The organism is Ruegeria sp. A3M17, assembly GCF_003318255.1.
Lineage (GTDB): Bacteria > Pseudomonadota > Alphaproteobacteria > Rhodobacterales > Rhodobacteraceae > Ruegeria.
In genome coordinates this window covers 1-13,482 of the sequence record NZ_QOCF01000014.1, presented here as the reverse complement: position 1 = coordinate 13,482, position 13,482 = coordinate 1, and the positions used below count along the sequence as shown (strand labels likewise).

The 13,482-nt window shown below is 54.0% G+C and carries 12 protein-coding genes; 7 read left to right on the top strand and 5 right to left on the bottom strand.

Annotated features, from left to right (window positions below; genetic code table 11):
* Window positions 1-192: 192 nt before the first annotated feature.
* A complete protein-coding gene (locus tag DS906_RS07550; protein ID WP_113789602.1) occupies window positions 193-1,371 on the top strand; it encodes an acyl-CoA dehydrogenase family protein in 1,179 nt (392 codons plus the stop codon).
* Between the two features lie 427 nt (window positions 1,372-1,798).
* On the opposite strand, the gene DS906_RS07545 is transcribed toward DS906_RS07550, so the two are convergent.
* Window positions 1,799-2,269 carry an Lrp/AsnC family transcriptional regulator gene (locus tag DS906_RS07545; protein ID WP_113789601.1) on the bottom strand — a complete coding sequence of 157 codons (471 nt, stop codon included), beginning with the start codon at window positions 2,267-2,269 and terminating at the stop codon, window positions 1,799-1,801.
* 109 nt (window positions 2,270-2,378) lie between these two features.
* Here DS906_RS07545 and DS906_RS07540 point away from each other — a divergent pair, with 109 nt between their 5' ends.
* The gene (locus DS906_RS07540; RefSeq protein WP_113789600.1) at window positions 2,379-3,566 is read left to right on the top strand and encodes a diaminopropionate ammonia-lyase; all 1,188 of its coding nucleotides are present in this window, start codon (window positions 2,379-2,381) and stop codon (window positions 3,564-3,566) included.
* Between the two features lie 549 nt (window positions 3,567-4,115).
* On the opposite strand, the gene DS906_RS07535 is transcribed toward DS906_RS07540, so the two are convergent.
* Window positions 4,116-5,006, bottom strand: a complete 891-nt coding sequence (locus DS906_RS07535) for a LysR family transcriptional regulator (protein WP_113789599.1) — start codon at window positions 5,004-5,006, stop codon at window positions 4,116-4,118.
* 104 nt (window positions 5,007-5,110) lie between these two features.
* Here DS906_RS07535 and DS906_RS07530 point away from each other — a divergent pair, with 104 nt between their 5' ends.
* From DS906_RS07530 to DS906_RS07515, 4 genes are all read left to right on the top strand, one after another.
* A complete protein-coding gene (locus DS906_RS07530; protein WP_113789598.1) occupies window positions 5,111-5,401 on the top strand; it encodes a putative quinol monooxygenase in 291 nt (96 codons plus the stop codon).
* Between the two features lie 142 nt (window positions 5,402-5,543).
* Entirely contained in the window at window positions 5,544-6,557 is a 1,014-nt protein-coding gene (locus DS906_RS07525; RefSeq protein WP_113789597.1) for a zinc-binding alcohol dehydrogenase family protein, read from the top strand.
* Window positions 6,558-6,626: 69 nt separating this feature from the next.
* Window positions 6,627-7,007, top strand: a complete 381-nt coding sequence (locus DS906_RS07520) for a VOC family protein (protein ID WP_113789596.1) — start codon at window positions 6,627-6,629, stop codon at window positions 7,005-7,007.
* Window positions 7,000-7,971, top strand: coding sequence for an LLM class oxidoreductase (locus DS906_RS07515; RefSeq protein ID WP_113789595.1), 972 nt, complete (start codon window positions 7,000-7,002; stop codon window positions 7,969-7,971). Before DS906_RS07520 ends, DS906_RS07515 begins: the two co-directional genes overlap by 8 nt.
* Here DS906_RS07515 and DS906_RS07510 read toward each other — a convergent pair.
* The gene (locus DS906_RS07510; protein ID WP_113790006.1) at window positions 7,943-8,407 is read right to left on the bottom strand and encodes an Lrp/AsnC family transcriptional regulator; all 465 of its coding nucleotides are present in this window, start codon (window positions 8,405-8,407) and stop codon (window positions 7,943-7,945) included. The two genes, DS906_RS07515 and DS906_RS07510, sit on opposite strands and share 29 nt — an antisense overlap.
* Before the next feature lie 126 nt (window positions 8,408-8,533).
* On the opposite strand from DS906_RS07510, the gene DS906_RS07505 reads away from it, so the two are divergent.
* The gene (locus DS906_RS07505; protein WP_113789594.1) at window positions 8,534-10,903 is read left to right on the top strand and encodes a 1-deoxy-D-xylulose-5-phosphate synthase N-terminal domain-containing protein; all 2,370 of its coding nucleotides are present in this window, start codon (window positions 8,534-8,536) and stop codon (window positions 10,901-10,903) included.
* A gap of 696 nt (window positions 10,904-11,599) precedes the next feature.
* Here DS906_RS07505 and DS906_RS07500 read toward each other — a convergent pair.
* Complete coding sequence (locus DS906_RS07500; protein ID WP_113789593.1) at window positions 11,600-11,941, bottom strand: zinc ribbon domain-containing protein YjdM; 342 nt, start codon at window positions 11,939-11,941, stop codon at window positions 11,600-11,602.
* 163 nt (window positions 11,942-12,104) lie between these two features.
* Window positions 12,105-13,388 carry a HupE/UreJ family protein gene (locus DS906_RS07495; RefSeq protein ID WP_113789592.1) on the bottom strand — a complete coding sequence of 428 codons (1,284 nt, stop codon included), beginning with the start codon at window positions 13,386-13,388 and terminating at the stop codon, window positions 12,105-12,107.
* Between the last annotated feature and the right edge of the window lie 94 nt (window positions 13,389-13,482).

The window sequence follows — 13,482 nt, the reverse complement described above, 5'->3', positions numbered from 1 at the left end:
CGTCCGTTTTGTCATTTTTGGACAATGATCTGTCATCGCACGAGATAGTTCTCAGAGGGCCGACTCGCTAAATCTTTCTGCAGAGAAGCATTTTCATCTGAAGTTTCGCCTTCATAGCTCATCAATCCGACCATCCGCGATTGCCGGGCCGTGGCGTCATATGAGAATAATCGCCCTTGAAAGGATCCGTCAATGTCAGACAAACTCGCCACCATACTCCAAGCCGCACACGACCATGCCGAGCAGGTCATCGCGCCCAATGTGGACGCATGGAACGCCGCGAAGAAATGGCCCCGTGATGCCTCGGACAAGGCGGGTGCGGCTGGCCTGACGGGGCTCTACGCCCCCGAGGAGTTTGGCGGTCAGGGCTTGCCACTTTCAGAGGGCATTCAAGTCTACGAACAACTGGGGCAGGGGGACGGCGCTTATGCCTTTGCCCTGTCGATGCACAACATCTGTACGTTTGCGGGCTGCGGCTATGGCACAGATGTCTTCAAGGAAAAATGGGCACGGGACCTGACGTCTGGCCGCAAACTGGCGAACTTTGCACTGACTGAACCGCAATCCGGATCGGACGCAACAAACATGTATTCGCGGGCCATGATCAATGACGACGGCACATGGACGATCAGCGGTGCGAAGGCTTGGGTTAGCCTGGCGGGTGAGGCCGATATCTATTTCACCGTGGTCAAGACTAGCGACGCACCCGGCCACAAGGATATGGCGATGGTCGCCATTCCCGCCGACGCGCCGGGTCTCAGCTTTGGACCGCTCTATGATACCCCGTCCTACAACTTCCTGCCTCTGGCCGAGATGTACATGGACAAAGTCGTGGTGAGCGAAGACAATATCATCCTGCCCATTGGCCAGGGTCTGCAAGGCTCGCTTATGGCGATCGACATCGCACGGGTTTCGATTGCGTCGGGATGTTGCGGATTGATGCAAGCCGCATTGGACACGGCACTGTCCTATTCCAAGAACCGCAAGATGTTTGGTGGCAATAACCTCGATCTGGACGGGATTCAGTGGATGCTGGGCGAGGTTGCAACCGATCTTGAAGCCTCCAAGCTGCTTTATCGAAAGGCGGCAGAATCCCTTGGCACACCCGAAGGCCCTCTGATGGCCGCTCATGCCAAACGGTTTGTGCCAGATGCCGCTGTGAAGGCTGCAAATATCTGCACACAGGTCTTGGGCGGTATGGGCCTTTTGCAGCCTTACGGATTGGATCGTCTTTCACGGCTCGCACAGATGCTGCGGATCGTGGACGGGACAACGGAAATCAGCCGCGTAGTTATTGGCCGGGCCCTGCAAAAACGTGCGGCAACCTTGCCTGATCTGCCAGTACCGAAAGGATTTGGTGAAACCGGCTGAGCGTCCCCCCCCGGTGAAGCGGAACCAACCTAAAAATCTCCTCAGAGATCGGTAAAATCGAAAGATCGGCCGCACACGTGCGGCCGGTTACTCGAGATTGCAGACCTTGGTGCAAACGCGGCGAATTCACCCTTTGTCCCGCGACTTGTAGATTCATGGTTTCAGAATTTCTGCACGCTGCATGAACGGCTGCTGATCCCGCTGCCCGGCAGCATGAAATTTTGCGCCTTTGCAGCAAATTCGGTGCTGCGTGCGCATGCAGCGAGAAAATCCAAGGAACAGTTTGGGCTCAATTAGGACCTTAGCTGCGCCGATCACGAAAGGCTGGTTCTGGAAGCACCGACTTTCGCTGCACCATGTTCGAACTCACAGATCGCGGACAAAACTGCCGTTCATTGGAGCCAATTTAATGTCCGCTTTGTTCTGATCAGATGTCGATTTCTAAGCTCACTTTGGTGCGGTCCATAGTGACAAAGGTTTTGAACTTCTTGATCGTCTCATTCGAAAAGAAAAGTCGCTGCGTCAGGGCCTCGTATTCAGACATATCTTGTACCAAAATGATCAGCACGAAATCAGCTTCGCCGGTGACATAATAGCATTGCTGTACTTCGGGGGCGTCGATGAAGCTTTGCTTGACCAGATCGATTGCCCCTCCCGTTTCAACCTTCAATTCGACTTGAACGACAATGGTTAAGGCAGGTCCGAAGCCTGCGGGGTCTACGGTGGCCGTTTGAGCGGCGATGATACCCGACGCCTCGAGCCGCTTGATCCGGCGTTGCACCGATGGCGCTGATAGACTGACCCGCTCCCCGATCACCCTTTGTGGTACGGTGTTGTCCTTTTGTAGAATTCGAAGAATCGCCAAATCGAACGGATCAAGGACTTCTGAACTTTTCACTTAGGATGCCCGCCTGTTTTGTAATAATGTTGCAAATTTTCCGGAAAATTGGAGCACATAACTAGACTCCAATGAACTAAAATTTCATCAACCGATAGAAAGAGGTCTAATGTTCACGCCATTCACAACCGCCATTCTCAATCACCACGCAACCACGCCATCATTCGATGGCCCCGTCACTCAAACCCTAAACTGCACAGATTTCGATAGCGCGGAAAAGGAGATTTCCAACTGGGACGGTTATGCCGAGACACCTTTGTTTGATCTTCCCGGGCTGGCTAGAAATTTGGGCATCCGTGATCTTCGCTATAAACACGAAGGTCCACGTTTCGGACTTGGCAGCTTCAAGGCACTTGGCGGGGCTTACGCAGTTTTGCGAACTGTTCAGCGGGAACTGTCCAAATCCATTGGCAAGCTGGCGGATCCGGCCGATATGCGCTGCGGTCTTTATGCCGAGCAGACGAAAACGATAACGGTGATTTCCGCCACCGATGGTAACCATGGGCGCTCTGTCGCTTGGGGCGCTGTTCAATTTCATACAAACTGCCGAATCTACATTCATGCCGAAGTCAGTGAGCACCGCGCCGATGTCATGCGAAAACTAGGTGCCGAGGTGATCCGTGTTGACGGTGACTATGACGCGACAGTTGCCCAAACCCGAGCCGATGCGGAAAAGCACGGATGGTTGATTGTCTCGGACACGTCTTGGCCCGGTTATACGCAGCCCCCGTTGGATGTGATGGCGGGCTATGGGGTTATGGCACGCGAGATTGTGCAAAGCTACGCAACACCTCCCACCCATGTCTTTCTGCAAGGCGGCGTTGGCGGATTGGCCGCTGCTGTTACGGCCGTTTTCCATCAAGAATGGGGTCTCGACGCGCCCCGCGTCGTAATTGTGGAACCCGAACTTGCATCCTGTTTGTTCGCAAGTGCGAAGGCGAATAGGGCGGCAAATGTAGAAATTTCAGAAGAAACCATCATGGCGGGCCTGTCCTGTGGTGAGCCATCAGAATTGGCTTGGTTGGTGCTTGCGGATGCCGCCCACGACTTTGTCACTATCCCCGAAAGCATCGTCGGCCCCATGGTTCGGATGTTGGTTGATGGTGCCTGTGGTGACGCACCTATTGAGGCCGGTGAAAGTGGCGTCGCAGGGCTATGTGCTGTCGTCGCGGCGGCCAAACAACCTGCTTTACGGCGGAAATTACGCCTGGATGCCAATTCAAGCATCGTCGTCATCGGATCCGAAGGAGTCACTGATCCGAATGTCTATGCTAAGATCATAGCTGGAGAAATTTGACGCCACTGAAACAGAAATTCGTGACGGAAGCGACATCGGCAGATCTAGGTCGTATTTTTGAATGATTTTTCCGGAAGCGGAATTTGGCTGCAAGACAGAATTTCGGAGCTATGGGCTCAATCCAGACCTTAGCTGCAAAGTACATAGATGGCGGCGAGGCGGACTTTCCCGACATTGATGTTTTGCTATGTTGCTGACGCAGCATCCGTTTGCAGTTGCGGTACGAGATACACGGCATCGCAATTCATGTCGGCAAACCGGTCATTCGCGGGCATCGTTCTCTACAGGACCTTCACCGCGCTTTCGACGCACGGTGCCCGAACACGAGAGCCGCGGAACAAGGCGATCTTATGCGGACGCGGCATTCGCCCACGCAGCATTGAACGCGACTGCAAAACTGGAAATTCTACAGAGTTGCGAATACTTTCAATCCCGTCATTCACCGCTCCAACCAACAGTCAGGTTTTCACGCTACATGTGGAACCCAATTGTGTATTTCTTTCGACTTACTCCGCACGTTCTCATCCTCAAAAGATCGATTGGCCCATTTTATTGCCCCTCTGCCATTGCTGAGCTCAGCGCCTCGGAAAGTGCGCGAACCCGCCGTGGCTGGGCGCGGCCGGGCGGGAACATAATCTGGAGTGGGTTCGGCGGTGATGCATAGCCTTCCAACAAGGCGACAAGTCTTCCGACTTTCAGGTCATCTGCCACATCGAGTTCTGATTTAAGGATAATCCCGTGCCCTTCCAGCGCCCACTGCCGCACCAGTGAGCCGTCATTCACGATCTTGTTGCCGCGCACGGTTACCGTTAGCGGTTTCTTTCCAGAACCAAAGCGCCAGACGTTATCCATTGTTGTTCCAAAACGCATAATAAGACAGTTGTGGTGCGCTAGATCAGCAGGCGTTTGTGGTGTGCCATGCCTTGCGATGTAGGATGGCGCGGCGCAAACGATACGGCGGAACTGGCCAAGGTTGCGTGTGCGCAATGTACTGTCCGTGACCGTGCCAAACCGCAGGGCCAGATCGAAGCCTTGTCCGACAATATCGACATAGCCGTCTGAAAGCTGCAGCTCGATTGAAATCGCCGGATGATCTGCCGTGAAGGTCGATATTACCCGCGAAACGAAACTGCGGCCTATGTCGATTGGCGCGCTAACCTTGATCGGACCGGATAGGGTTTCTGCCCCGTGCCGGATACGTGTTTCAAGGTCTTCGATTTCGCCCAAAACCAACTTGGCCCCGTTCAGCAGTGTGCGACCCTCGTCGGTAAGGCTGAGCGACCGTGTGGTGCGGTTGAACAGGACCACGCCGTAGTGCGCCTCAAGTGCAGCCAAACGCTCCGACACTGTGGTCGCTGAAAGCCCCGCCTCGCGTCCTGCGGCGACAAGGCTGCCCTTTTCGGTGATGGTCAGAAACAGGCGGATATTATCAATCAACATTAAACGGATTTACCGGATTATCATTTCGAACGGTGTCTGTTTATCCGTGTATGACAGCGATGTATATGTTTCTCATCAGAACAGACATTCAAAGGAATTCACAAATGTCCAAGCTCACAATCGTTGCCAACATCATCGCGAACGCTGACAAGATCGAACTGGTCAAAGCCGAGCTTTTGAAGCTCGTTCCAATCACCCGCGCTGAGGAAGGTTGCATCAATTACGACCTGCATCAGGACAATGAGAACCCGGCGCATTTCATGTTCTTTGAAAACTGGGAAAGCCGTGAATTGTGGCAGACGCACATGAACGCGCCGCACCTTGCAGCCTACATGGCAGCCACCGACGGTGCTGTTGCCAAATTCACTTTGAACGAGATGTCCCACATCGATTGATCGAAGCCATTGCAACCGGAGACCGCATCGCGAAAGCAATTCACGCGACCCCAGAAGAAACCCAACCAAAGGACGTGAAACGCCCAGTGGCGCGGCGTTGATAATGGTGCCGCGCGGCCCCCATCAGATTCGGAGAATAAATATGAAAGCCATCGGTTACACCACACACGGGGCCATTGATCGCGATGACGCCCTGATCGACCTTGAAATCGACACGCCAACAGCAATCGGCCACGACATTCTGGTCAAGGTGGCGGCCGTTTCGGTCAACCCCGTCGACACAAAAGTGCGCCAAAATCGTGAAGCAATGCCTAACGCGCCAGTGGTCCTCGGCTGGGACGCGAGCGGCATCGTTGAGGCCGTTGGTCCGGACGCCACGCTGTTTCAGGTTGGAGACGAGGTTTATTATGCGGGCGATATCACGCGTGCCGGATCAAATTCGGAATTCCAGCTTGTGGATGAGCGGATCGTTGGCACAAAACCGACATCCTTGAGCTTTGCAGAAGCGGCTGCCTTGCCGCTGACGACCATCACGGCATATGAGGCATTTTTCGACCGTCTTGGCATTGATCGCGACGGGGCGAACAAAGGCGAAAGCATATTGATCATCGGCGCTGGCGGCGGCGTTGGGTCCATCGGCATCCAACTTGCCAAGGCGGCAGGGCTTGAGGTTATCGCAACTGCGTCTCGGCCAGAGACTGAAGTTTGGGTCAAAAGCCTTGGTGCGGATCACGTTATCAATCACCGCGAAGATATGGTCGCGCAGACCCGCGCGCTTGGTATGCAACACGTCGATCACATCGCGATTTTCAACGACATGCGCCACTGGGAGACGGCTGTTGAATTGATCCGGCCCCAAGGTGGGATTGTCACAATCGACGACACGAACCTGCCGATGGAAATGGCTGGAATGAAGACAAAGGCGGCGAGTTTGCACTGGGAATTCATGTTCGCCCGCGCCATGCACCAGACCCCTGATATGATCGAGCAGCACCATTTGTTGACCTATGTGGCAGGTGAAATTGACGCGGGTCGCATGCGTACAACGCTTGATACAGTGCTGTCCCCGATCAATGCCAAGAATATGCGCGAGGCACATCGGTTGATCGAAACGGGCACCGCAAAAGGCAAAGTTGTCGTGGAGCGTTTTGAATAAGAGACTACAATCCAGTGGTCCCAACATTCGGGGTCACCGGGCCATACCATCAAACAAGTGAGGCCGCCGATGCAAATTTTTAAGCTTGACCATGTGAACATCAGAACCACGCAATTGGCCAACATGGTCGCGTGGTATGTCGACGTTCTTGGTCTACGCAGCGGTGCCCGCCCGAATTTCCCGTTTGGCGGCGCGTGGATGTATGCAGGCGATATGGTTGTTGTGCATTTGGTCGAGATTGATGGAGCCCCCGCCGTCGGTTCCGAAACCAGCCTAAAATTGGAACATTTTGCGTTTACCGCATCGGATGCGGCAGGCTTTGAGGCCCGTTTAACCGCGACCGACACGCAGTTTCGCAAGGTCGTGATCGACGAAATCAAAACCATCGCCTTCAATGTCTGGGATCCGGATGGCAACCATATCCATGTGGATTTCCCAACTGATGAGTAAGTTCGGAAAAGGATATAATCGCGTATTTTCCGAAGGCGCGCTGACGCTTGGTATCAATTTTCCGATTGAGGCCTACGCCGATGGCCCCGTGCCGATGATGCAAGGGCAAGTTGATTTGGCAAAGCGTGCGGAAGGCGCAGGCTTTGCAGCGCTTTGGTCACGAGATGTGCCGCTGCTAGATCCCAGTTTTGGAGACGCCGGTCAAATCTATGATCCTTGGGTATGGCTGGGGTTTGTTGCGGCACATACGATAGATATCGCCCTAGCGACCGGGTCCATTATTTTGCCCTTGCGCAAAGGTGTGGACCTGGCGAAGGCCGCAGCTTCGGTCGATCAGCTTAGCGATGGGCGATTGATTATGGGCGTGGCCTCTGGTGATCGACCGGTCGAATATTCCGTCTACGAGCAAGACTTTACCAGCCGTGGCGATGTGTTCCGTGACCGCTTTGATTTTATCCGCTCCGCGACACAAGCCCCAAAAGGTTTTGACAATAGACAAGCGGGACACTCAGGCCAGCTGCATATGATCCCGAAGGCCAAGGCCAGTGCAGTGCCGCTTTTGGTGACAGGCAACAGCCGTCAATCGCCCGCTTGGATCGCGCAAAACGCAGATGGCTGGTTGATGTACCCAGGACCAATCGAAAAGCAAAGGATGGTGTTAAACAACTGGCACGCCAGCCTTGAACAAGCAGAGAAAGGCTGGAAGCCCTTCGCCCAATCACTCTACATTGATCTGGTGGCTGACCCCGATGCCCAACCAACGCCCATTCATCTGGGCTTTCGCTTGGGGCGTCATGCTTTGATGGTCCTTCTGAACGCCTCACAAGACATCGGCGTGAACCACATCACGTTCAACATCCGGTTTTCATCTCGCCCAGTCGAGGCTGTGCTGGACGATCTGGCGACGTATATTCTGCCGCATTTTCCGGCGCACGCTAATCCAGCCGCGCCGGCAAAAACTTGACCCTGCGGATCGGGATCGAAGATTCGATAGATGCCACGCCATCCAGCTTTGTCAGACGACCGGTCAGGAACCGCTCGAATTCGTTCAGGTCCTGCACCGCAATACGAATAAGATAGTCGAAACTGCCCGTCATCAGCCAGCAATCGACCACTTCGGGGAAGCGGCACAATTCCTCCTCGAACGACACCAACCTGTCGTCAACCTGACGGTCCAGCCGCACGGATACGAACACGCTGAAACCAAAGCCCAACTTATCCTCATCAATAACAGCGCTGTATCCGGTAATGTATCCATCTGCCTCAAGCTTACGAATGCGGCGCGCGCAGGGAGACGGGGATAAACCAATTCGGTCGCTCAGATCCTGATGGCTGAGGCGCGCATCTTTCTGAAGCTCGCGAAGGATTTTATGATCAATTCTATCAAGCACATCCGACATAGCGCGTGTTTCCATCTTATATTTCAATTTTTAAGCAGAATACCTGCGTCAAAGGCGAGATGACAGGTGAAAATGGCGAAACCCGGCGTGCAGTCTGATGTATCCAGTCTCAAAAGGGGATTGAGAATGCCAATATCGACGGACCACCTGAAAATAATTGAACAACGCCTGCTGTGGCTGTCTCATTGGATGATCCACAATGCAAATCACATCCGCCCCAAGGTTGATGGGATCAAGGTGGGCGGACATCAGGCGAGTTCGGCGTCGATGGTATCTATCATGACGGCGTTGTATTTTTCGGCGCTTCGGCCCGAAGATCGGGTGGCGGTCAAGCCCCACGCATCCCCGGTGTTTCATGCAATTCAATATTTGATGGGCAATCAGACCCGCGAAAAGATGGAAAACTTTCGCGGCTATGGCGGCGTGCAAAGCTATCCGAGCCGTACCAAGGATATTGATGATGTAGATTTTTCGACAGGGTCGGTTGGCTTGGGCGTGGGGATTACGGCGCTTGCGTCTTTGATGCAGGATTTCATCGCGGCCAAGTCGTGGGGCAAGGATGTCGAACTGGGCCGGATGGTGGCCCTTGTGGGTGACGCCGAACTAGATGAGGGCAACATTTACGAGGTGTTGCAAGAGGGATGGAAAAACGACCTGCGCAATACGTGGTGGATCATCGACTACAATCGGCAGTCGTTGGACGGGATCGTGCGTGAAGGCCTGTTCACACGGATCGAAAAGATTTTTGACGCCTTCGGGTGGGATGTCGTACGCGTAAAATATGGGGCACTGCAACGGGCGGCCTTTGATGAACCTGGCGGCGATCGGTTGCGCGCCTGGATTGATAGCTGTCCGAACGCCGAGTATTCGGCGCTAACCTATATGGGTGGGGCTGTCTGGCGGCAGCGCCTTATGGATGATCTTGGTGATCAGGGCGATGTGACGGCACTAATCGAGGCACGCAGTGATGACGCGCTTGCCGAACTGATGGAAAATCTCGGGGGCAACTGTGTGGCGACAATGGCCGAACAATTTGCTGCTATCGACCACAACCGTCCGACCTGTTTTCTGGCCTATACGATCAAGGGTTGGGGCACGCCAATTGCAGGGCACAAGGATAACCACGGCGGTCTGATGACCAAAGCGCAGATGGCTGCGTGGCAGGAAGATATGGGCGTCGCCGTAGGTGAGGAGTGGGAGCCGCTTGCAACGGTGACCGACAGGCCCGCCCTTAAAGAATTCCTTCAAGAGGCTGCGTTCTTCTCCAAGGGTCGCAGACGCTACAACGATGCGAAACTTCCAGTGCCGTCGATTTCGATCGACACGTCACGCGAGATATCGACGCAAGCGGCTTTTGGCAAAATCCTTGATGACCTGTCAAAAGGCGACAGCGCGCTGGCAGAGCGCATTATGACGACTTCACCGGATGTGACCGGCACAACAGGTTTGGGCGCTTGGGTGAACCGGCGCAAGCTGTTCGCGCGGGCAGTCCAGAACGATACTTTTATCGAAAATCGCATTCCATCGACCGCAAAGTGGAACTTTGACCCTGAGGGTCAGCATCTGGAACTCGGTATTGCCGAGATGAATCTTTTCTTGCTGCTTGGCGCGGCAGGCTTGTCGCACAGCCTATTCGGGAAACGCGTCATCCCCATCGGCACTGTCTATGACCCATTTGTCAGTCGTGGCCTCGATGCGCTGAACTATGCCTGCTACCAAGATGCGCGTTTTATGATTGTAGGGACGCCATCAGGTGTCACGCTGGCCCCGGAAGGCGGCGCGCATCAATCCATTGGCACACCACTTATTGGGATGTCACAAGATGGGCTTGCCGCCTTTGAACCTGCCTTCGCCGATGAGTTGGCGGTCATTATGGCTTGGGCTTTTGACTATATGCAGCGCGACGGTGATGACGATCCCGATGAGCGCACGTGGCTACGCGATGAGACCGGTGGATCGATCTATTTGCGGCTGACGACAAAGCCGCTGGAACAACCGGGCACGCGTAATGACGACGCGTTTCGCCAAGGGGCGATTGATGGTGCCTATTGGTTGCGCAAGCCGGGGCCAAACTGTTCCGTCGTCATCGCTTATCAGGGCGCGGTCGCGGACGAAGCGATAGCCGCCGCAGGTGTGATTGCAGAACACCGCCGCGATGTCGGTGTGCTCGCTATTACCAGCGCGGATCGCCTGAACGCGGGTTGGACGGCAGCGCAACGTGATCGCGCGCGGGGCAACCCCTCCGCGAGGTCTCATATCGAAAGTCTTTTGGAGGATTTGCCGCGCGATTGTGCGTTAGTCACGGTCATCGATGGTCATCCCGCGACACTTGCATGGCTTGGCGGCGTGGCTGGTCACCGCACGATCGCGCATGGGGTCGAACATTTCGGTCAAACCGGTACGATCGGCGATGTTGCACGCCACTTCCGGATCGACAAAGGTGCGCTGATTGAGTCAGTGAGCGGCCTCACTGCCGGTAAGATGGTCACCGATTAATTCAGACGAAGTTGACGTTGCTAAAAATCGCTTCACTTGGGGCCGCGCATGCAGTTCAGTTCGATTGTCTGGCCAGACACTAAGTTGCCAGTAGTGAGCGGTGACCCGTCAATCATGCGGAACACTGCATCAGCTTTGGGTTCTCCGCCTTCTGTCGCTGCCGGAGGCACGAACAGGTCCTGTCTAACCACGAAAGTCTCGGGATTGTCCCAAACGCCGACAATTCAACGAATTACCAGTTCGTGCTGCGCAATGACGGCAACGACTAAAAACATCAGCGACATGTACACTGTTCCAGAAGCCCGCAACGAATAGGTATCACCGAAGCGGACCTCGGAGCATATTGCGCTACGATCTGCAAAATCCCAGATTTGATCCTTGAACGACCTATCTTCGCTGTGATCCGCATGAATGGCCGGTTTTCTCGCCACGAGGCAGTGCCAATTTTTACGCTGATGCAGCAAATTCGACGCTGCAAGCGCACGCAGCGAGAAAATGCAAGGTACAGGTAGGGCTCACTGCCGCCATTCTCTGCGGTGGTCATCGATTGGTGTTAAGAGCCCTGAGCTGCCGTTACCTGTTAGTCAGGATGCTGCAATTGCAAAAGGCAGCTTGCGAACCTTCGCGGCCTAGGTGCTGGCGTTTCAATCGCCGGGACGCTAGAACTTCTCAGCTACGAGGTTCACAGCACGAACTTTACCCGAACACCTTTTTCACAAATTGGGATTTCAAGCCAATTGGACCTACCCCAGGCACCTTGCAATCGATGTCGTGGTCACCGTCAGCCAACCGGATTCCTCGGACCTTGGTTCCGACCTTAATGACGGAGGACGTTCCCTTGAGCTTCAGGTCTTTGACAACAGTTACAGTGTCTCCGTCACTTAATGCGTTGCCCACACTATCACGCACCTCCGCCGCGTAGTCAGATGACGAACCGGCGACCCATTCATACGCACACTCTGGGCAGATAAGCAGGGCATCCATTTGGTAAGTGTAGGTAGAGGAACATTCGGGGCACGGAGGCAGAGTATAAGTCATAACGAAGGCAATAACCTGTGAGCTGGGTAGACGCCAGAAGGAGAGTCATTCTGTCCTGTGCTTAAGGAAAGCCAGAAACAGCAACTTCCTAGAAGGGGCGCAAGGTTTTGGGGCTTTGAGCCCACAGCGATCAATCTACCGTGGTTGGACCACTCAATTTAGGTTAACTTGCAATCATCGACAGAAAGACTTTTCCTCGTTCGAAAGTCCACCAGCTCGCAATAGCTCCGCATCCGATTGCAATTGAAAGCCTCAGGGACATCTCGGAAGTTTGACCTAATTTAGCGAATATGTGCAGCAGGGGCCACGTAACCAAAACGATTGCAAGCTGTCCGATTTCAACACCGACGTTGAATGCCAATAAGCTCTGCCAAATATTGGGCGATGTCACTTGCAGAATCTCATGTAAAACAAAACTAAAGCCCAAGCCATGAAGCAGGCCCATCAGAATAGTTACCACAAAGACTTTCTTGTTGGACTTCCTACCCAATTCATCCCGCCTGATAGCGAGAACGGCTGCGTACACGATAGACAGTGCGATCCCTGTTTCTACCAAGGGAACAAACCATGCGCCGGATGGCACATACCCAAAAAAACCAAGCGAAAGGGTCACGCTGTGACCAACTGTAAAGCCGGTGACACGCCAGAGCAGCGCATGCAAGCCAGTGGCGCCGATGACGAGGCAAACCACAAACAAAACATGATCGATACCCTCCAGAATGTGACGCACACCTTCCCAAACGAAAGTTGCAATACCTGCAAGTCGGGATCGGGAAACCGTAACCGGATCCTCCATCAAACCCCGTGTTCGAAAGACAAGTGGGTCGTTGGAACCATAATCCAGAATGAGGTTGGCGGTCATGTCCTGGTCCAGCAAGCCCGGGTTCAAGGTGCTAGAAATAGCATATGAGGTAGGCGTGCTACCCAGTTCATATCGAATGATGACATCCACAATTACATCGCCAACATATGCAGGAGAACCGGCCGACAATGTTGTGCCGCCGGACAGAGACTGCTTGGCCTCACTCAAGGTCGCAAAACCAGGTTCCTCATTAACTTTGTGGATGGTAACGGCTTCGACGTTGCCCAAAACACGTGTGCCCGCAATATCAATAAGAGTACCGGCTTCAGCAATGCGACCGAGTCCCAGCGGATCTGTCGCAATTTGAGCGGAGTCAACGAAATGGACCACCTGACCGTCCTCAACAGCATTTGTTGTGAACGGAGCTGCTTCAGGAAGGCCGTCTTCACCCATTTCGCCAATTTTGTCAGCGACGAGGTAGGGCATAGGAGTGCGGAGAAAGATACGCAGGCCGTCGCTCGTGTGTTCAACATGGAAAATGCGAACATTGAGGTTCAGAAGGAAATGCGCATGGCTGGCAGCTGCCGCCACGATCAAACCGGCAGTTACCCAAATCAACAGTACTTTTTTTAGTGAACTAAACATTCGGTGCACGTGCCTCTAGCACAGTAATTCCCTTGAGTTTCCAGTTTCCTTTTTCAGGATGAAACTCGACCCTGGCTGTCTGACGTCAGCACCA

Excerpts from the sequence above, each read along its gene's own strand:
- DS906_RS07505 (WP_113789594.1), top strand. The coding sequence starts at position 8,534 with ATGCCAATATCGACGGACCACCTGAAAATAATTGAACAACGCCTGCTG.
- DS906_RS07515 (WP_113789595.1), top strand. The coding sequence starts at position 7,000 with ATGAGTAAGTTCGGAAAAGGATATAATCGCGTATTTTCCGAAGGCGCG.
- DS906_RS07500 (WP_113789593.1), bottom strand. The coding sequence starts at position 11,941 with ATGACTTATACTCTGCCTCCGTGCCCCGAATGTTCCTCTACCTACACT.
- DS906_RS07510 (WP_113790006.1), bottom strand. The coding sequence starts at position 8,407 with ATGTCGGATGTGCTTGATAGAATTGATCATAAAATCCTTCGCGAGCTT.
- DS906_RS07495 (WP_113789592.1), bottom strand. The coding sequence starts at position 13,388 with ATGTTTAGTTCACTAAAAAAAGTACTGTTGATTTGGGTAACTGCCGGT.
- DS906_RS07540 (WP_113789600.1), top strand. The coding sequence starts at position 2,379 with ATGTTCACGCCATTCACAACCGCCATTCTCAATCACCACGCAACCACG.
- DS906_RS07535 (WP_113789599.1), bottom strand. The coding sequence starts at position 5,006 with ATGTTGATTGATAATATCCGCCTGTTTCTGACCATCACCGAAAAGGGC.
- DS906_RS07550 (WP_113789602.1), top strand. The coding sequence starts at position 193 with ATGTCAGACAAACTCGCCACCATACTCCAAGCCGCACACGACCATGCC.
- DS906_RS07520 (WP_113789596.1), top strand. The coding sequence starts at position 6,627 with ATGCAAATTTTTAAGCTTGACCATGTGAACATCAGAACCACGCAATTG.
- DS906_RS07525 (WP_113789597.1), top strand. The coding sequence starts at position 5,544 with ATGAAAGCCATCGGTTACACCACACACGGGGCCATTGATCGCGATGAC.
- DS906_RS07530 (WP_113789598.1), top strand. The coding sequence starts at position 5,111 with ATGTCCAAGCTCACAATCGTTGCCAACATCATCGCGAACGCTGACAAG.